The organism is Pelagibacterium montanilacus (genome assembly GCF_003992665.1).
In the GTDB taxonomy this organism is placed as follows: Bacteria; Pseudomonadota; Alphaproteobacteria; order Rhizobiales; family Devosiaceae; genus Pelagibacterium; species Pelagibacterium montanilacus.
Window position 1 is genome coordinate 41,998 of the sequence record NZ_RZMX01000025.1, and the last position, 17,277, is coordinate 59,274.

Sequence of the window (17,277 nt, forward strand, 5' to 3'; positions counted from 1 at the left end):
CTCTAACGATAGGGCCTTACGCGATCGGCAACGCCCTCAACGGCACTTTGAACGCCTCGCCGCCTCCGATGTTCCCGCGCCGGATAGGCGGTATCGTGATTTTTGAGCAGGTGTGGGGTTTACGCACCGCCTTCGGGTGTGGCGGGTACAGACGCATCAGAGCCACCGAACGGAGAAAGCAGCCCGCCGAAAAATCCGCCCACCGCGCCGTTGATCGCTTCGCTGCGCTGGGCGAGTTCGGCTTCGGCCTGCGCCTTGCGCTCGGCCGCCGCCGCCTGGCGGGCCTTGCTGTCCGCCTCACGGTTGAGCGCAAGCCGGATCGCCTCGGCATCTTCGGCCTGCTTGCTCATGAACGCATTGACGATCCGCTGGTCGGCGACCACCGCAGGGCATTGTCCGCCCATCGAGGCCGCGGCGGACGCGGCGCTGGGCTCGCGGAACACGTACCGCCCCTCGCACACGTCCCAGGATGGGGGCCGGTTGGCGACCTCGAAAAAGTCGTAGCCCTCCTTGAGGTTCATCCAGAACTCCATATGCGGGCTGTCCTTGTGACGGGCGATATTGGCAGGCGTCATCCGGAAGGGAAAAATCTGGACCTCGAAGCTGCGCTGCCCGCCCGAGAAGGCCTCGCGGGCCAGGGCGTAGATTTCGGTGATCTGATCGTCTTCCATGGCATAGCAGCCCGCCGACGAGCACGCCCCGTGAACCATCAGATGGCTGCCGGTCCGCCCGTGGGCCCTGTCGAACTTGTTGGGAAACCCGAGGTTGAAGGCGAGATAGTAATTCGAGCGCGGGTTCATCAGGCCCGGGGTGATGGTGTAGAATCCTTCAGGCGCCTGCCGGTCGCCCTCGGCCACCTTGGGCCCCAATTCGCCTGACCAGGTGCAGATTTCATAGGTCGTAAAGAGCTCGTACCGCCCGCTCGACGCCTGTTTCCAGACCTCGAGGACATTCTCTTCCTTGAAGATGCGGACCATCATCGCCGATTGCGGCGAGGACCCCATCGCCGCCAGCTTGCCCTTGGCCTGGGCGCTCAGCGGCACGAGATGCCGTCCGTCCCCCTCGATCGGGGCACAGGCGCCAAGCACCACAATCATCATGAACGCCAGCAGCGTCGCACCAATTGCTCGGATCATCCACACAGGTCCGTCATTCCAGGAGTTGTCCCGGCCATGACTAGCACGGCATGGTTAAAGCTCCGGTAATACAAGGCTCATGGACGCGCAAAACCGGCGCGAATTGAACCAAATCCCGCTCACTTTCAGGTGAGGGCCGTTCCCATTGCAAGGAATTTCTCGCGCCGGTGCTCCCTGATTTCGAGCGGACCGCGCCCGTCGTCGAACTCCTCGAGGAATCGACCGATTTCCACGCGCGTCGCGGCCATCACCGTATCGGGATGCCGGTGCGCGCCGCCCACCGGTTCCTCGATGATCGTGTCGATGATCCCGAAATCCAGAAGGTCCTGCGCCGTGATCTTCATGTTGTTGGCCGCGTCCTGGGCCTTGCCTGCATCGCGCCAGAGGATCGAGGCTGCCCCTTCGGGCGAGATCACCGAGTAGACGGCGTGCTCGAGCATCACCACCTTGTTGGCCGTGGCGATCGCGATGGCCCCGCCAGAGCCACCCTCCCCGATCACGATCGCGATGTTTGGCACCCCGATCTCGAGGCATTTCTCGGTCGAGCGCGCGATGGCCTCGGCCTGGCCGCGCTCTTCGGCGCCGATCCCGGGATAGGCGCCCGCGGTATCCACGAACGAGACCACCGGCAGTCCGAACCGGTCCGCCATCTCCATCAGCCGTACGGCCTTGCGATAGCCCTCGGGTCGCGCCATGCCGAAATTGTGCTTGAGCCGGCTTTCGGTGTCGTTGCCCTTTTCCTGGCCCAGGATAGCGACCGGCCGGCCGTCAATGCGCCCGAAGCCGGCCTGGATGGCCGCATCGTCGGCATATTTCCGGTCCCCGGCCAGCGGCGTCCATTCGGTCACCAGCGCCCTCTGATAGTCCGAGAAATGGGGCCTGAGCGGATGGCGCGCCACCTGGGTCTTCTGCCAGGGGCTGAGCTTTTTGTAGACGTCGCGCAGCGCATCCTCGGCCCGCTGCTGCAGGCGCGTGACTTCCTCGCCGATCGAGACCGCATCGTCGGTCTGGGCGAGAGACTTGAGTTCCGCGATCTTGCCTTCGAGTTCGGCGACCGGCTTTTCGAAATCGAGATAGGACTGCATGGACTCCGCCCGGCTGGGAAAGATGCCTTCGATTAGCGTCCGGGGGCCGGCGGGCGCAAGCCCGGCCTCAAGGGCCTCCCGAAAGGTCGCGGGAAAGTGTCGATTAGGGGCCCTCTTGTCAAGAACCGCGGCCCGAGAGCGGGTGATGGGTTTCGAGCAGCTCCCGCAAATGCCGATCCAGCACATGGGTATAGATCTGGGTCGTGGCGATGTCGGAATGGCCCAGCAGCATCTGCACGACCCGCAAATCGGCGCCGTTCTGGAGCAGATGGCTGGCAAAGGCGTGCCGCAGGACGTGGGGAGAAACCCGCCCCGCCCCGATCCCTGCCCGCGCCGCCAGCCCCTTGAGATCGCGTGCGAACACCTGCCGGGCGATATGGCCCGAACGCCCCTGGGCGGGGAACATGTACCGCCCCTCGTCCTGGCGCGCCCGCCAGGCAACCAGCGCATCCCGGGCCCGATCGTTGAGCGGAACCACCCTCTCCTTGCCGCCCTTGCCCGCGACCGTGAGATAGCTCGCGTCGCGCATCAGCGCCGCCCGTTCGAGCGCCACGAGCTCGCTCACGCGCAATCCCGTGCCATAAAGCAACTCGAGCAGCACGTAGAGGCGCTCGGCCCTCAGCCGCGCCTCGGCATCGGCGCCTTCGTCCGCAGCTTCGGCTTCGGCACGCTCGAGCAGGGCCGACACATCCTCGATCGAAAGCACCTTGGGCAGCGCCCGGCGCGGCTTGGGGGCCGAAACGATACGGGTGGGATCATCCCCGCGCATCCCTTCGGCGAGCAGGAACCTGTGGAACTGGCGCACCGCGCTCAGCCTGCGCGCGCTCGAGGACGCGGCCAGCCCCTGGGCGTCGAGCCCGGCGATATAGTCGGCTACATCGTCCTTGGACGCCGAGCGCGCGGCCCGGCTCCGCGTGCCGAGAAACTCCAGGTAATCAAGCAGATCGCGCTCGTATGCCGCAATCGTATTGGCCGCCGCACCACGCTCGGCGCTCATCATCTCGAGAAACGCGTCCACGAGATGGCCGTCGGATCCGCTCATTGATTTTCGGAGGAAAAGATCTGCTGGGTCGGCACGCGTACCGTCACCTCGCGCTCGCGCGGCTCCACGAGCGCCGAGAGCGCGAACATGCCCGCGTACACGAGGCCGGCAAGGAAAGCGAGGGCGACGATGAGGCGAAAGAGCGTTGGCATGGGGCGACGGTCGATGGAAACAACGCCCGTTTGTCCCAGATTTGCCTCCTCCCCGCAAGCGTAAGCGCTCCCCCTGCCCCCAGCGCGCGCTTGACAAGACGTGGCGGCACGGGTTTGAACGGGCGGCCTGCTGCGCACGAGAGGGACATGGGACACAAAGCCGCCCGGACGGTCATCGAAAGCGAGATCGTGCGCCGACTGGAGGGCCGCCCCATCGTGCTGATCGGCATGATGGGCGCCGGCAAGACCACCGTCGGGCGCCGGCTGGCCAGCCGGCTCGGGCTCGATTTCGTCGATTCCGATGCCGAGATCGAATCCGCTGCGGCCATGACCATCCCCGAGATTTTCGCCGCCCATGGCGAGGAGGAGTTCCGCGCCGGGGAAGCCCGCGTCATCGCCCGGCTCCTGCGCGAGCATCAGGGCGTGATCGCCACGGGCGGCGGCGCTTTCATGAACCCCCAGACCCGCGAGCAGATCGCCGAACTGGGCGTCTCGGTCTGGATCAAGGCCGATTTCGAGCTGCTTTTTGCCCGGGTCTCCAAACGGCCCACCCGCCCGCTGCTGCGCACGCCCGACCCCCGCGGCACGCTCAAATCGCTGATCGATGCGCGCTATCCCACCTACGGGCTGGCCGACATCACCATCCTTTCACGCGACGTGCCCCACGACACCGTCGTCGCCGACCTCATCGCCGAACTCGCCGGCTTTCTCGATATCGAGCCCGACCATGACTGACAGCACCGCTGCCCGGATCGTTCCGGTCGAACTGGGCGATCGCCGCTACGAGATCGTGATCTCGCCCACCGCCATCGATGAGGCGGGAGACCGTCTCGCAAAGCTTGCCCCCGGCGCGCGCTTCGGCATCGTGACCGACGAAAACGTGGCCCGGACCCAGCTCCCGCGCCTCCAGCACGCCCTCACCCAGGCTGGCCTCGCCCACGAGACGATCGTTTTGCCCGCGGGAGAATCCACCAAGTCCTGGGCTCAGCTTCAGGCGGTGGTCGACGGGCTGATCGCGGCCCGGCTCGAGCGCCGGGACCTCGTCATCGCCCTTGGGGGCGGCGTTATCGGGGATCTTGCCGGGTTTGCCGCCGCCATCACGCGCCGGGGGATGGATTTCGTCCAGATCCCCACCTCCCTTCTCGCCCAGGTCGATTCCTCGGTCGGGGGCAAGACCGGCATCAATTCGGTCCACGGCAAGAATCTGGTAGGCGCCTTCCATCAGCCGCGCCTCGTCCTTGCCGATCTCGGGGCCCTCGATACCCTGCCCCAGCGCCAGTTCCGGTCCGGCTACGCGGAAGTGGCCAAATATGGCCTGATCGACGATGCCGGGTTCTTCTTCTGGCTCGAGGCCAACTGGCGCGATATCTTTGAGGGGGGTCCGGCGCGGGCCGACGCGATCGCGCGCGCGTGCGCGGCCAAGGCCCGTGTGGTCGCCGCCGACGAGACCGAGCAGGGCGCAAGGGCTCTGCTCAACCTGGGCCACACCTTCGGCCATGCCCTCGAAAAGGCCACCGGGTATTCCGATCGCCTGCTCCACGGCGAGGGCGTGGCGATCGGCATGGCGCTCGCCCACCGGTTTTCCGCCAGCCTCGGACTGTGCACCTCCCAGGACGCGGGCCGGGTCGAGGCGCATTTGAAAACCGTCGGGCTTCCCACTATACTCGCCGACATTCCCGGACAACTGCCTCCAACCGATGCCCTCATGGACATGATCGCGCAGGACAAGAAAGTCTCTCGCGGCGCGCTGACGTTCATTCTCACGCGCGGGATCGGACACTCATTTATTGCACGCGATGTCGACCCGGGCGCCGTCGCCAGTTTCCTTGAGGACCAACGCTAATGGACGCAGCCTTCTGGTTGTCTGTCGCCGCGATCGTCACCCTTCTTGGCGTGAGCTTCTTTTTTTCGGGCTCGGAAACGGCCCTGACCGCAGCTTCGCGGGCACGCATGCACCATCTCGCCAAGAGCGGGAACAAGCGCGCCGGGCTGGTGGAAAAGCTCACCATCGAGCGCGAGCGCCTCATCGGCGCAATCCTTTTGGGCAACAACGTCGTTAACATTCTCGCTTCGACCCTGGCCGCGTCCGTGCTGATCCAGATTTTCGGGGAAGCGGGCATCGTCTACGCCACCATCGCGATGACCGCGGCGGTCGTCGTGTTCTCGGAAGTTCTGCCCAAGACCCTTGCGCTCATGCGGCCCGACGCGTTCGCCATGGTGGTGGCGCCCGCCATCCGCATGATCGTCTTCCTGTTCGCGCCCATCACCGGCACCGTCCAGATGATCGTCAACACCATCCTTAAGGGCTTCGGGCTCGACGCCGACAAGGCCAGCGCAGTCTCGGGACACGAGGAGTTGCGCGGCACGGTGGATTTCCTCCACGCCGAGGGCGAGGTGTTCAAGCACGACCGCGACATGCTCGGCGGCATTCTCGACCTGCACGAGCTCGAGGTTTCCGACGTCATGGTGCATCGCACCCGCATGCTCGCGCTCGATGCGGACATGCCGACCGCCGATCTGGTGTCCGCCGTGCTCGAAAGCCCCTATACCCGCGTGCCGCTCTACCGCGAGCGCCAGGACAACATCGTGGGCATCGTCCACGCCAAGGACCTTCTGCGCGCACTGATGAAAGTGGGGGGCGACCCAGAAAAGGTCAACGTCACCAAGATCGCCTTCAAGCCCTGGTTCGTGCCCGACACCACCTCGGTCCAGGCCCAGCTCAACGCCTTTCTCAAGCGCAAGCTCCACTTCGCTCTGGTCGTGGATGAATATGGCGAGGTCCAGGGCCTGATCACGCTCGAGGACATCCTCGAGGAAATCGTGGGCGACATCGCCGACGAGCACGATACCGTCATGCAGGGGCTGACCAAGCAGGCCGACGGCTCCTACGTCATCGACGGCCAGCTCCCGATCCGCGACCTCAACCGCGCGCTGGACTGGAACCTGCCCGACGAGGAAGCCAACACCATCGCGGGCCTCGTGATCCAGGAAGCCAAGCTGATCCCCGAGCAGGGCGCCCAGTTCACCTTCCACAATCTGCGCTTCAAGGTGCTGCGCAAGACCCATAACCGGATCACCCAGCTCCGGGTCACCCCGCTGGGCCCCGACACCGTCAGCTCCTGACCACCTCGATCGCCAGCGCATGCACCCCGGCGCGGAACTGGGGTGCGAGCGCGGCGTTGATCGCGCGATGCTGGCCGACCCGGCTCAGGCCCTCGAGCCTGGGGCTCGAAATCCGGACGCGGAAATGGGTTTCGCCCCCTTCCCGCCATCCTTGGTGCCCACGGTGACGGTCGGATTCGTCGATGACCTCGAGCAGGTCGGGCACGAATTGGTCAGCCAGGGTCTGCTCGATGCTCTCGCGCACGCTCATGGTGTCAACAGTCCTTACTTGATGGGTGGGACAAATTTACCGGCACCGGGCCGGCGCAAAGCGTATATCATCGCGCGCTTGCCGCTGCACAAGGGCCCCATCATGTCGGCCCCACAGCACGGGAAGCAGGATCGAAGGAAACGGAGCCTTCAAAGACCGATTATGACAGCCAAATCCAAGTCCACCATCTTCGACTCCATTCGCATCCGGCCGCGCCGCGGCGCCGCGGCGCCCGAGGAACCTCAGCATCCGGTCTGCGATTGGGAAGGGTGCGAGAACCCGGCGCCACATCGCGCGCCCAAGGGCGCCAAGGCGAACGGGGAGTTTCACAATTTCTGCCTCGAGCACGTCCGGCACTACAACAAGGCCTACAATTATTTCTCGGGCATGAGCGATGACGACATCGCCTCGCACGCGGCCAGCGTCAACGCGCCCGGCGCGCGCGAGACCTGGGCGTTCGGGTCCAACCGCTTCGGCAAGTCCAATCCCGAGCCGCGCAAGTTCAAGACCCGCGACTACACCGCCAAGCGCGTCAACGATCCCAATAACCTGTTCGCACGGCTGGCCCGCAATCAGGCGCGGACCAGCGGAACGCCCCCCGAGGAGCGCGCGCTCACCATCCATCCCCAGGATCGCGCTGCGCTCGAAACCCTCGGGCTCGAAGGCCGCAGGACCCGCGAGGAGATCAAGTCCGCCTATAAGGCTCTCGTCAAACTCCACCATCCCGACGCCAATGGCGGCGACAAGGGGTCCGAGGACCGGCTGCGCCTGATCATTCTGGCCTACAATCACCTCAAGACCCGTGGCTTCGTCTAGGACCCCGCCATCTGCCTGCCCCTGCATGAATCCTGATGGATCGGTTCAAATCCTTTAAGGTCCAGACCCTAGGACTGGGGCAATTATGCTGCTATAGCTCGCCCGCATTTTTCTGCCGCCGCCAGACGCGCGTCTTCCGATGAGGCCTTTTCGATGACTGAATATTCCCATCTGCCGGACACCGACTACAAGGTCAGGGACCTGTTCGGCATCGACAGCGACATGGTGGTCAAGGGCTATGGGGCGACCGATCCTCACGTGCCCGAACTCGACCCCGACTATCTGTTCGACCGCAACACCACGCTCGCGATTCTCGCCGGCTTTGCCTTCAACCGCCGCGTGATGATCCAGGGCTATCACGGCACGGGCAAGTCGACCCATATCGAGCAGGTGGCAGCCCGGCTCAACTGGCCGCTGGTCCGCGTGAACCTTGACAGCCACGTCAGCCGTATCGATCTGGTGGGCAAGGACGCCATCGTTCTCAAGGACGGCAAGCAGGTCACCGAATTCCGCGACGGCATCCTGCCCTGGGCGGTCCAGAACAACGTGGCGCTGGTCTTTGACGAATACGACGCCGGCCGCCCCGACGTGATGTTTGTGATCCAGCGCGTGCTCGAAGTCGCCGGGCGCCTGACCCTTCTCGACCAGAACCGGGTCATCCGTCCCCACCCCGCCTTCCGCATGTTCGCAACGACCAACACCATCGGTCTGGGCGACACCTCCGGGCTTTATCACGGCACCCAGCAGATCAACCAGGGCCAGATGGACCGCTGGTCGATCGTGGCCACGCTCAACTACCTGCCCCACGAAAAGGAAGTCGGGATCGTGCTGGCCAAGGCCAAGTCCTACCAGAACCCCGAGGGCGAAAAGACCGTCTCCAACATGGTCCGCATCGCCGATCTCACCCGCCAGGCCTTCGTCAACGGGGAGCTCTCCACCGTGATGAGCCCGCGCGCGGTGATCACCTGGGCCGAGAACGCCGAGATCTTCGGTGATCTGGGTTTCGCCTTCCGGCTGACCTTCCTCAACAAGTGCGACGAACTCGAACGGGCCGTCGTGGCCGAGTTCTACCAGCGCGTCTTTGGAGAGGATTTGCCCGAATCCGCCGCCAACCTGGCGATTTCGGCATAAGGCAGCCGCATGGCCCAGCCTCCGCGCTCCAGACCCAACAAGCCCGATCCCACCGCCCCCTTCAGGGCGGCGATGGGAGCGGCCGTGCGCACCATCGCCGGGGCGCCCGAACTTGAGGTGGCCTTTTCCGCCGACCGCCCGATCCTGACCTCGGACAAGGCCCGGCTCGCCGCCTTGCCGCGCCTGCCCACCAGCCGCGACATCGCCATTGCCCGCGGCCAGGGCGATGCCATGGCCATGCGGCTCGCCAGCCACGACACCGCCACCCATCGCAAGCTCGCGCCCAAGGATGCCGACGCCCGCGCCGCATTCGACGCGCTCGAGCAGGCCCGCGTCGAAGCTTTGGGCTGCCGGCGCATGCCCGGCATGAGCGGCAACATCGCCCAGATGCTCGAGGATCGGTTGTTCCGCGCCAATTATGCCGATGTCGGCGATCTCAAGGACGCACCGCTGGCCGAGGCGCTGGGGCTTATGCTGCGCGAAAAGCTGGCGGGCATCCCCGTGCCGCCCTCGGGCCGGGCCATGGTCGATCTCTGGCGCGAGAAGGTCGAGAGCAGGGGAACCAGTTCGCTCGAGGCGATGGCCGAACTGCTCGAAGACCAGTCCGCCTTTGCCCAGGCCTCGCGCAGCTTCCTGCGTGAGCTCGAGCTGATCGCCGACGCCGATCTCGACGAGATCGAGCCCGACCAGGCCGATGGGGGTGAAAACGCCCAGAACAACCAGTCGGCAAACGGGGAAGAAGAGCAGGAGCAGGGCGAGAGCGACGGCGCGGAGATGGAAGGCGCCGACGAGGCCGCCGGCGAGCACGAGGAAGAAGGCGACCTCGAAGGCCAGGACGCCGACATGGCCGACACCGACGAGGACGCCACCGCCGAGGCCGGACAGGACGCTCCCGCGCCCCCGCCCGACGAAGGCGTGCCACACCGGCTCTCCAACCAGCCGACCTACCGGATTTTCACCGAGAAGTTCGACGAGATCGTCAGCGCCGCCGAGTTGTGCCCCACCGAGGAGCTCGATCAGCTCCGGGCCCTTCTCGACAAGCAGCTCGAGCATCTGGCTGGCGCGGTTGCGCGCCTTGCCAACAAGCTCCAGCGGCGCCTGATGGCCCAGCAGAACCGGGCCTGGGAGTTCGATCTCGAAGAGGGTCTGCTCGACACCGCCCGGCTGACCCGGGTTGTCACCGATCCGCTCCAGGCCCTCTCGTTCAAGGCCGAGCGCGACACCGAGTTCCGCGACACGGTCGTGACGCTGCTCATCGACAATTCCGGCTCCATGCGCGGACGCCCGATCACCATCGCCGCGATCTGCGGGGACATTCTCGCACGCACGCTCGAGCGCTGCGGGGTCAAGGTCGAGATCCTGGGCTTCACCACCCGCGCCTGGAAGGGCGGCAAGTCCCGTGAAGCCTGGCTCGATGCGGGCCGTCCGGCCAATCCGGGCCGGGTCAACGATGTCCGGCACATCATCTACAAGGGCGCCGACGAGCCCTGGCGGCACGCCAAGCGCAATCTCGGCCTGATGATGCGCGAGGGGCTCTTGAAGGAGAACATCGACGGCGAGGCCCTGCAATGGGCCCACAAGCGCCTGCTGGCGCGGCCCGAGAACCGCCAGATCCTGATGGTGATCTCGGACGGCGCGCCGGTCGATGATTCCACCCAGAGCGTCAATCCGGGCAATTATCTCGAAGCCCATCTGCGCCAGGTGATCGAGGAGATCGAGACCCGCTCGCCCGTCCAGCTCGTCGCCGTGGGCATCGGCCACGACGTCACCCGCTATTATCGCCGCGCGGTGACGATTCTCGATGCCGACGAACTCGCCGGGGCACTCACAGACAATCTCGCGGCCCTGTTCGACGAGGAAGCGCCCGGCATGGTCCGGCGATGGCGCTAGCGCCCCCGCTCGCAGGGTTGGGTTTCGCGCTGGGTCTGGGCCTTGTCCTTGCTGCGCCTGGGGTCGCTGGCGAACCGGTCACCATTGCGGCCGAGCCGGTCACGGCCTTCGGCGCCGCCGTGCCCGGAGACCCGGTTGATGGCGTCGTCTTTCGCGGCGGTGCGGTCCTCTCGTCCGACCACCCCGATTTCGGCGGCATTTCGGGCCTCTCCATGCTCGATGCCGCGCGCTTCGTGATGGTGACCGACCGCGGCTCGGTCATCACGGGCCGGCTCGCGCCGGGTGCGGAACCCGGTCTCATCGACACCCGGCTCGCCCCGCTCACCGCCACCACCGGCGACGCCATTCCCGGCCGGTTCAGCGCCGATGCCGAAGCGGTCGAGATCATCGTGCGCGAGGGGCTACCCTCGGCCATGCGCGTCGGCTTCGAATCCAACACTCGCGTTGCCGACTATGCGCTCGATGCGGAGGGCATCCCGACCGGCCCCGCCCAGCCCGTCGCGATCCCCGACTGGCTGCGCGCCCTGCGCACCAATGAATCGATCGAATCGCTGTGTATCGCCCCTCCGGCCTCCCCGATTGCCGGATCGACGCTGATCATCACCGAGAATCACGTTCGCACGGGCGACGCGATTGCCGCGACCCTTCTGGGGGTCGCCGATCGCGGCGATCTCGACCTCGAACGCTCCGGCCGCTTTCTGCCCACCGACTGCGCTTTCGCGCCCGATGGCGATCTCCTCGTGCTCGAGCGCACCTTCAGCCTTCTCGGCTTTGCCATGCAGGTCCGTCGGATCCCGGCCGATGCGGTTCGCGCCGGGGCCCGCATGGACGGAGAGATCATCCTTTCAGGCTCGGGCCGGGACGTGGACAACATGGAAGGCCTTGGCGTGCGAACCATGTCCGACGGAGAAGTCCGCATGCTGATCGTGTCCGACGACAATTTCCTTGCCTTCCAGCGCACGCTTTTGCTCGAATTTGCTCTGCCCGAGACCGGAGACCCTGCCCCATGACCACCGCGTTCAACATCGACCTTTTGCGCAATCTCTGCCTCACCCCGGGCGTGCCCGGCCGCGAGCATCGGGTTCGCAAGCTGATCGAGACCGAGATCTCCGGGCTGTTCGACGAGGTGCGCACCGATCCCATGGGGTCCCTGCTCGCCACCCGGCGCTCGCGCACGCGGTCCGAAAATCCGCTCAGGATCATGCTCTTGTGCCACATGGACGAGATCGGCTTTCTCGTGACCCATGTGAGTGAGAAGGGCTGGATCCACATCGATCCGGTCGGCGGGTTCGACGCGCGTACCCTCTTTGCCCGCCGCGTCAAGGTCTGCACCCGGGATGGCGATTATCCCGGCGTCATGAATGCCGGCGGCCGCCCCCTGCACATCTCCTCGCCCGACGAGCGCAAGAAGATTCCCGAGCCCAAGGATTTCTTCATCGATATCGGTCTGGGCGCGGAAACCCGCTCGCACGTTCAGGTCGGCGATTTCGTCGTCATGGACGAGCCGCTCGTGGAGATGGGCGACAAGATCGTCTCCAAGGCGCTCGACAACCGCATCGCCTGCTGGCTGGGCATCGAGGCCATCCGTGCGCTCGCGGAGGCCGATGTGCGCCATGACTGCGAGATCCACGTGGCCTTTACCGCCCAGGAGGAGGTCGGCCTGCGCGGCGCGCGCACCGCATCCTTTGCCATCTCACCCGATATCGGGCTGGGCATCGACACCACGCTGGCCTGCGATACCCCCGGCGTGCCAGAAAACGAAGCGGTCACCACCCAGGGCAAGGGCTTCGGACTACAGGTCAAGGACGGGTCCTTCATCGCCGATCTCGACCTGGTCGAGGAAATCGAGGCCCTCGCCGTGCGCGATAAGATCGCGTTCCAGCGCACCATCCTCGCCCGTGGCGGACAGGATGCCGCCGCCGCCCAGCAGGCCGCGGCAGGCGCGCGCGCCGTCGGCATCGTTGTGGGCACACGCTATATCCACACGGTCGCTGAAATGATCGACTGCAACGATCTGATCGCCGCGCGCGACATTCTCGTCGCCTACCTCTCGGGCCGATAGACCGTTTCCTTCGGAAACGCGCCGAACCAAAGACTTGGAGTGCGGACAAAAAGAAGGGCCGCCCGGGCGGGGAGCGGCCCTTCACGAAGCGGGCAGGCGGGTGCCCGGCTCCGTTGGGAGGGGAGGAAACGCGTCCCCAAGGATCATCTTACGCGCCTTGAGGTCATGCCGCGTCCCCCCGTTTCGGGGGCGGTGTCTGAAGAGCTGCAGTAGTTCCAGGGAAAGTGGAAACACGTTTCGGGTTCGGAGACGCGGCAACTCAAAGACTGGAGCTCCTGTTCTGATTCAATCAGAACAGGATATGGTCTAGCGGATCAGGCGCTCGCGATAGACCTCGCCCTCGAAATCGACGTCCAGCTTCACTTCCGCGCCCTCGGGGCTCATGGCGACCATTTCGATATGGCGCGGCTTGGTTTCCACCGCCTGCACCACATAGCCTACCGCCTCGACCCGGGCCCTTGCCGCGTCGACATCGACATTGGCCGGCGCAGGACGCCGCTCGCTCTCGACCGAGATAGAACCCGTCCGGGCGTCGGCGCCGATCTCGAACTCCACCTTGCGGCCGTTGGCATCATAGCCTTCGACCTCGTAGTGCCGGCCCTTGGTCTCGAACTCGATCAGGTCCACGATCCCACGCTCGGCCACCGCGCTGCGCAGAGCTTCGGGCAACAGATCGGCGAGGTTGTTGGTGTTGGCCCGGCGATCGTCATCCACGTCGATCTCGTAGATCGTCCCGTCCCGGCGCACATCGATGTCGACCTCACGGCCATCGGTATCGACGGCCTCGAACTCGAAATGCCCGTCATCGTCCTCATCGAGCCACACCCGGCTGAACAGGCCCGAATTCTCGAGCATGGCCTGCGCATCGGCCGCCGACATCGCGGCGGAAGCCGGCTGGGGCGCCTGTGCGGTCTCGGTGCGCGGGGCGGGGGCCGGGGCTGCTGCCGCCTGGGCCGGCGCGCTCAGGATCACCGTGCCGTCCGCCAGGGTGATCGAACGGGCAACAAAGCCATCGGGGGTATCGTCGCCGACCACGACCACCCGGTCGCCACCGCTCAGCTGCGCGTCATCGGAGAACGCGGCGGCAGGATCAACGAGCGTGCGCCCGCTGCCGTCCTCGAGGATAAAGCGCTGGCCGAAGACCTCCCCGACCTCTCCCTCGATCACGGTGCCCGAAAGCGAGCCGAGCGGGGTCTGGGCCAGCGCGTAGCCCGCCGGAACGATTGCGAGCGCTGCAAGGGCGAAAGCGTGTGTGGACCTGAGCATGGGTATCTCCATTTTTTCGTTGCTGCGACGGTGTCGCGTTGACGGCACGATCCCTAGCGCATCCGCCTTGAACCCACCCGAAACGAAACGGTTCAACTTCGGTTCAACCGCAATGTGGTACTCAGCACCATCATGAGACACCTCGCGTCCCTCCTTTTCGCCATGGCCCTTGCGTTCGTGCCCGTGCTGTCCGCATCGGGCCAGTCGGTCCTCGACATCACGCGCGCCATGGACGTGGTCACCGAGCGCTTTGCCGGCCGGATCGTCGCGGCCGAGTTGGCCGACGGGCGCCCCGAGGAAGGCGTACCCGTGGTGTTTGATTTCCGCCTCCTGACCGAGACGGGCGCGATTTTGCGCGTGCGCGTGGACCCGTTCGCCTCCATCATTGTGGACGTGGATGGGTACGGGCTGGTCGAGGCCCGCCGCACGGGCAGGGAATCGGACGCACAATGAGAATTCTGGTCGTCGAGGACGACAAGGCCATCAGGGCCACCCTTTGTACAGCCCTCGAGGAAGCCGGCTTTGCCGCCCTTGGGATCGCTGACGGCCAGGAAGCTGAATTTCTCGGCCAGACCGAGACCTTCGATGCCGTGGTGCTGGACCTGGGGCTTCCGGGCATGGACGGCATTTCCGTGCTCACCGCCTGGCGCCAGGCCGGCCGCACCATGCCGGTCCTCATCCTCACCGCCCGCGAGGAATGGAGCGAGAAGGTCCGGGGCTTCCGCGCCGGGGCCGACGACTACGTCACCAAGCCGTTCCGTCCCGAAGAGGTCGTGATTCGCATCCGCTCGCTGGTCCGCCGGGCCAATGGCCACGCCACCTCGATCATCACCTGCGGCCCGCTCGCGCTCGACACCCAGATGGGCGCGATTACCCGCGACGGCCTGCCCCTCAAGCTGACCGCCTTCGAGTTCCGCCTGCTCGCCTACATGATCCACCACCCCGAACGGGTGCTCACGCGCACCGAATTGAGCGAGCACCTTTACGCCGAGGACGGGGACCGGGACTACAATTCCATCGAGGTGGTCATCGGCCGGCTGCGCAGGAAAGCCGGCAGCGAACTCATCGAAACGGTCCGCGGGCAGGGCTACCGGCTTACGGCGGGCGCGTCCTCCTGATGCGGCTCTCCTCGCTCGGCCTGCGGCTGACCCTGCTCGCCATCGGCGGAACGCTCCTGGGCCTTGCCCTCATCGGCGCGGTGATCGCCCTGCTCTTGCGCGATTTCGTCATCGAGACCAACGAAGCCAATCTCGAGGCCACCCTCGTCGCGCTCATGGCCAATAGCGAATACGTCGCCGAAACCCAGCAGGTCCGCGTCAACGCCGCGGTCGCCGATTCACGCTTCGACCAGCCCTTCTCGGGCTGGTACTGGCAGCTCGCCGAGGCCGGCGAGCCGCTGATCCGCTCGGGCTCGCTCTGGCAGCAATCGATCACGATGGGCCCGGGCGAGCCCCTGGCCAGTGGCGTGGCGCGCAGTTTCGGGACCGGGCCCCAGGGCGAGCGTCTGCGCATCCTTTCGCGCACCTTCACCGGCCCGGGCTCCACCGTCCCGCTCACCGTCGCGGTCACCATGCCCGAGCGCGATATCGACGACCGGGTGCGCACCATCGTGCTCCCGCTCGCCGCGTCCATCGCACTTTTGGGGCTGGTGCTGGCCCTTGCAACGATCGTTCAGGTGCGCTTCGGGCTCGCCCCCCTGCGCCGGCTGAGCGCCAATCTGCGCGCCATCAAGACGGGCAAGACCACCCGATTGCCCGCCGAACCCATCGCCGAGATCGCCCCGGTGGTCGATGAAATGAACGCGCTTCTCGAAGCCAACCGCCAGACGATCGCCCGGGCGCGCACCCATGTCGGCAACCTCGCGCACGGGCTCAAGACACCGCTGACCACCCTTGCCGCCAAAAGCGCCGACCCCGCTCTGCCCCCAGAAACCCGCGAGACCTTCACCGCGCTCTCGGACCGCATGAACCGGCTGGTCAGCCACCATCTGCGCCGGGCCCGGTCCGCCGCGACCCTGGGGCTCGCGGGCGCGCGCACCTCGATCGGCCAAACCCTCGCCGATCTCGAACCCGTGCTCTCTGGGATCTATGCGGACAAGGGCATCACCCTCGAGATCAGCGCTCCGGCCGATCTCGATTTCGCCGGCGAGCGCGAGGATCTCGACGAACTGCTCGGCAATCTGCTCGACAATGCCTGCAAATGGGCGGACCAACGGGTCGTGGTCACCGTGGCCCCGGCTGGAGAAGGCCGGGTCGCCATCACGGTTGGAGACGATGGGCCCGGCATGAGCGAGGAGGAGGCGCAGACCGCGTCCCAATGGGGCAAGCGCTTCGACGAGGGCCGTCCCGGCGCGGGCCTGGGCCTGGCCATCGTCGCCGACCTCGCCGCGCTTTACGGAGGATCCCTGGACCTGATCGCCCACGGGCACCCGCCGCTCACTGGCGCCAGCGCCGTGCTCCAATTGCCCGCCCTGCCCTCCGGCCAGCCAGAGCGAACGAAACCCTCTGTCTCAGGCTGACGGCACTGCGCTGCGGTCGGGGATCACCGCGCGCAGAATCTTGTAGGGTGCCAGCAGCGCGAGGGCGACCAGAAGCTTGACGAGGAAATCGCCCAGCGCCAGCGACACCCACAGCGGCACGTCAGGCCCCACCGAGAGCAGCGGCACGGCAAAGCCGAGCGAGGAATCCTCATAGCCCAGCCCGGTGTCGAGAAAGGCAAAGGACGCCGCAAAGGCCAGCCCGAAGAACAACACCGTGTCGATCGCCGACCCCAGCGTCGAGGAGACGATCGGCGCCTTCCACCAGCGCGCGACGCGCAGCCGGTCAAAGATCGCGGTATCGAGGAGCTGGGCGAGAAGGAACGCGGCACCCGAGGCAATGGCGATGCGCGGGGAGGCGAGGACAATGCTCAGCGCCACGGCGATCGCGAACCCCACCAGCACCACCCTGCGGGCCGCGCGCGGCCCGAAATGGCGGTTGGTGAGGTCGTTGACGAGGAAGGCCAGCGGATAGGTAAACGCGCCCCAGGTCAGGATCTCGGCAAGATCGATACCCGCGAGACGGACCTGGAGGGGATACTGGACGAGGATATTGGAGACGGTGACGACCACCGCCATTGCCAGGACGGCAAGAGCGAACCGCGCAGTCATGATGCGCATTCCTTCCATGTTCCGAGGCGGCAAAGGACCGCTGGATTGATGTTAACGTGCGCGCTTCCGGCAAGGCGCCGGCGCTGCACAAACGCCCATTTTTATCGGATGGGACAAAACCGAACGCCGCGTCCGGTATGGCCGGGCGCGGCGTCAAGGTAATCGGGGAACCCTGG

The 17,277-nt window shown here is 66.0% G+C and carries 18 protein-coding genes; 11 read left to right on the forward strand and 7 right to left on the reverse strand.

The features are described from left to right. Nucleotides 1-119: 119 nt before the first annotated feature. The 4 genes from EO136_RS09105 to EO136_RS09120 form a co-directional block, all read right to left on the reverse strand. Entirely contained in the window at nt 120-1,136 is a 1,017-nt protein-coding gene (locus EO136_RS09105) for a L,D-transpeptidase family protein (RefSeq protein WP_127144128.1), read from the reverse strand. Between the two features lie 125 nt (nt 1,137-1,261). Continuing rightward, a complete protein-coding gene (locus EO136_RS09110) occupies nt 1,262-2,221 on the reverse strand; it encodes an acetyl-CoA carboxylase carboxyltransferase subunit alpha (protein WP_127144129.1) in 960 nt (319 codons plus the stop codon). Between the two features lie 118 nt (nt 2,222-2,339). After that, nucleotides 2,340-3,263 (reverse strand): site-specific tyrosine recombinase XerD, encoded by a 924-nt coding sequence (locus EO136_RS09115; RefSeq protein ID WP_127144130.1) that lies wholly within the window; start codon nt 3,261-3,263, stop codon nt 2,340-2,342. Then, entirely contained in the window at nt 3,260-3,415 is a 156-nt protein-coding gene (locus EO136_RS09120) for a histidine kinase (RefSeq protein ID WP_127144131.1), read from the reverse strand. Before EO136_RS09120 ends, EO136_RS09115 begins: the two co-directional genes overlap by 4 nt. Before the next feature lie 147 nt (nt 3,416-3,562). Here EO136_RS09120 and EO136_RS09125 point away from each other — a divergent pair, with 147 nt between their 5' ends. The 3 genes from EO136_RS09125 to EO136_RS09135 are packed head-to-tail and all read left to right on the forward strand — an operon-like array spanning nt 3,563 to nt 6,538. After that, nucleotides 3,563-4,150 (forward strand): shikimate kinase, encoded by a 588-nt coding sequence (locus EO136_RS09125; protein WP_127144132.1) that lies wholly within the window; start codon nt 3,563-3,565, stop codon nt 4,148-4,150. Then, a complete protein-coding gene (aroB, locus tag EO136_RS09130) occupies nt 4,143-5,258 on the forward strand; it encodes a 3-dehydroquinate synthase (RefSeq protein ID WP_127144133.1) in 1,116 nt (371 codons plus the stop codon). Before EO136_RS09125 ends, aroB begins: the two co-directional genes overlap by 8 nt. Continuing rightward, nucleotides 5,258-6,538, forward strand: coding sequence for an HlyC/CorC family transporter (locus EO136_RS09135; protein ID WP_127144134.1), 1,281 nt, complete (start codon nt 5,258-5,260; stop codon nt 6,536-6,538). The genes aroB and EO136_RS09135 overlap by 1 nt, the downstream gene beginning before the upstream one ends. On the opposite strand, the gene EO136_RS09140 is transcribed toward EO136_RS09135, so the two are convergent. Then, nucleotides 6,528-6,788, reverse strand: coding sequence for a BolA family protein (locus EO136_RS09140; RefSeq protein WP_127144135.1), 261 nt, complete (start codon nt 6,786-6,788; stop codon nt 6,528-6,530). The genes EO136_RS09135 and EO136_RS09140 overlap by 11 nt on opposite strands. Nucleotides 6,789-6,950: 162 nt before the next feature. Here EO136_RS09140 and EO136_RS09145 point away from each other — a divergent pair, with 162 nt between their 5' ends. From EO136_RS09145 to EO136_RS09165, 5 genes are all read left to right on the forward strand, one after another. Then, nucleotides 6,951-7,604 carry a J domain-containing protein gene (locus EO136_RS09145; RefSeq protein ID WP_164730511.1) on the forward strand — a complete coding sequence of 218 codons (654 nt, stop codon included), beginning with the start codon at nt 6,951-6,953 and terminating at the stop codon, nt 7,602-7,604. Nucleotides 7,605-7,757: 153 nt separating this feature from the next. Beyond that, on the forward strand, nt 7,758-8,735 hold the full coding sequence (gene cobS / locus EO136_RS09150; RefSeq protein ID WP_127144137.1) for a cobaltochelatase subunit CobS: 978 nt from the start codon (nt 7,758-7,760) through the stop codon (nt 8,733-8,735). A 9-nt stretch (nt 8,736-8,744) separates the two neighbouring features. Further along, nucleotides 8,745-10,625: a cobaltochelatase subunit CobT gene (gene cobT, locus EO136_RS09155; RefSeq protein ID WP_127144138.1), complete on the forward strand. Its 1,881-nt coding sequence runs from the start codon at nt 8,745-8,747 to the stop codon at nt 10,623-10,625. Further along, entirely contained in the window at nt 10,616-11,635 is a 1,020-nt protein-coding gene (locus EO136_RS09160) for an esterase-like activity of phytase family protein (RefSeq protein ID WP_127144139.1), read from the forward strand. The genes cobT and EO136_RS09160 overlap by 10 nt, the downstream gene beginning before the upstream one ends. Then, nucleotides 11,632-12,687: a M42 family metallopeptidase gene (locus EO136_RS09165; RefSeq protein WP_127144140.1), complete on the forward strand. Its 1,056-nt coding sequence runs from the start codon at nt 11,632-11,634 to the stop codon at nt 12,685-12,687. The genes EO136_RS09160 and EO136_RS09165 overlap by 4 nt, the downstream gene beginning before the upstream one ends. A gap of 306 nt (nt 12,688-12,993) precedes the next feature. Here the strand turns inward: EO136_RS09165 and EO136_RS09170 are convergent, their stop codons facing one another. Continuing rightward, entirely contained in the window at nt 12,994-13,953 is a 960-nt protein-coding gene (locus tag EO136_RS09170) for a PepSY domain-containing protein (protein ID WP_164730512.1), read from the reverse strand. Between the two features lie 132 nt (nt 13,954-14,085). Here EO136_RS09170 and EO136_RS09175 point away from each other — a divergent pair, with 132 nt between their 5' ends. Genes EO136_RS09175 through EO136_RS09185 form a run of 3 tightly spaced genes read left to right on the forward strand, consistent with a single transcriptional unit; the run spans nt 14,086 to nt 16,471 of the window. Then, a complete protein-coding gene (locus EO136_RS09175) occupies nt 14,086-14,406 on the forward strand; it encodes a hypothetical protein (RefSeq protein WP_127144142.1) in 321 nt (106 codons plus the stop codon). Then, nucleotides 14,403-15,071: a response regulator transcription factor gene (locus EO136_RS09180; protein ID WP_127144143.1), complete on the forward strand. Its 669-nt coding sequence runs from the start codon at nt 14,403-14,405 to the stop codon at nt 15,069-15,071. Before EO136_RS09175 ends, EO136_RS09180 begins: the two co-directional genes overlap by 4 nt. Then, a complete protein-coding gene (locus EO136_RS09185) occupies nt 15,071-16,471 on the forward strand; it encodes a sensor histidine kinase (RefSeq protein ID WP_127144144.1) in 1,401 nt (466 codons plus the stop codon). The genes EO136_RS09180 and EO136_RS09185 overlap by 1 nt, the downstream gene beginning before the upstream one ends. Here the strand turns inward: EO136_RS09185 and EO136_RS09190 are convergent. Continuing rightward, nucleotides 16,463-17,101 carry a VUT family protein gene (locus EO136_RS09190; RefSeq protein ID WP_127144145.1) on the reverse strand — a complete coding sequence of 213 codons (639 nt, stop codon included), beginning with the start codon at nt 17,099-17,101 and terminating at the stop codon, nt 16,463-16,465. The two genes, EO136_RS09185 and EO136_RS09190, sit on opposite strands and share 9 nt — an antisense overlap. Between the last annotated feature and the right edge of the window lie 176 nt (nt 17,102-17,277).

What these genes read in the sequence shown, in the direction of transcription:
- EO136_RS09165 (WP_127144140.1), top strand. Translation starts at nt 11,632, where the DNA reads ATGACCACCGCGTTCAACATCGACCTTTTGCGCAATCTCTGCCTCACC.
- EO136_RS09120 (WP_127144131.1), bottom strand. Translation starts at nt 3,415, where the DNA reads ATGCCAACGCTCTTTCGCCTCATCGTCGCCCTCGCTTTCCTTGCCGGC.
- cobS (WP_127144137.1), top strand. Translation starts at nt 7,758, where the DNA reads ATGACTGAATATTCCCATCTGCCGGACACCGACTACAAGGTCAGGGAC.
- aroB (WP_127144133.1), top strand. Translation starts at nt 4,143, where the DNA reads ATGACTGACAGCACCGCTGCCCGGATCGTTCCGGTCGAACTGGGCGAT.
- EO136_RS09180 (WP_127144143.1), top strand. Translation starts at nt 14,403, where the DNA reads ATGAGAATTCTGGTCGTCGAGGACGACAAGGCCATCAGGGCCACCCTT.
- EO136_RS09170 (WP_164730512.1), bottom strand. Translation starts at nt 13,953, where the DNA reads ATGCTCAGGTCCACACACGCTTTCGCCCTTGCAGCGCTCGCAATCGTT.
- EO136_RS09140 (WP_127144135.1), bottom strand. Translation starts at nt 6,788, where the DNA reads ATGAGCGTGCGCGAGAGCATCGAGCAGACCCTGGCTGACCAATTCGTG.
- cobT (WP_127144138.1), top strand. Translation starts at nt 8,745, where the DNA reads ATGGCCCAGCCTCCGCGCTCCAGACCCAACAAGCCCGATCCCACCGCC.
- EO136_RS09175 (WP_127144142.1), top strand. Translation starts at nt 14,086, where the DNA reads ATGAGACACCTCGCGTCCCTCCTTTTCGCCATGGCCCTTGCGTTCGTG.
- EO136_RS09105 (WP_127144128.1), bottom strand. Translation starts at nt 1,136, where the DNA reads ATGATCCGAGCAATTGGTGCGACGCTGCTGGCGTTCATGATGATTGTG.
- EO136_RS09110 (WP_127144129.1), bottom strand. Translation starts at nt 2,221, where the DNA reads ATGCAGTCCTATCTCGATTTCGAAAAGCCGGTCGCCGAACTCGAAGGC.
- EO136_RS09125 (WP_127144132.1), top strand. Translation starts at nt 3,563, where the DNA reads ATGGGACACAAAGCCGCCCGGACGGTCATCGAAAGCGAGATCGTGCGC.
- EO136_RS09185 (WP_127144144.1), top strand. Translation starts at nt 15,071, where the DNA reads ATGCGGCTCTCCTCGCTCGGCCTGCGGCTGACCCTGCTCGCCATCGGC.
- EO136_RS09160 (WP_127144139.1), top strand. Translation starts at nt 10,616, where the DNA reads ATGGCGCTAGCGCCCCCGCTCGCAGGGTTGGGTTTCGCGCTGGGTCTG.
- EO136_RS09190 (WP_127144145.1), bottom strand. Translation starts at nt 17,101, where the DNA reads ATGACTGCGCGGTTCGCTCTTGCCGTCCTGGCAATGGCGGTGGTCGTC.
- EO136_RS09115 (WP_127144130.1), bottom strand. Translation starts at nt 3,263, where the DNA reads ATGAGCGGATCCGACGGCCATCTCGTGGACGCGTTTCTCGAGATGATG.
- EO136_RS09135 (WP_127144134.1), top strand. Translation starts at nt 5,258, where the DNA reads ATGGACGCAGCCTTCTGGTTGTCTGTCGCCGCGATCGTCACCCTTCTT.
- EO136_RS09145 (WP_164730511.1), top strand. Translation starts at nt 6,951, where the DNA reads ATGACAGCCAAATCCAAGTCCACCATCTTCGACTCCATTCGCATCCGG.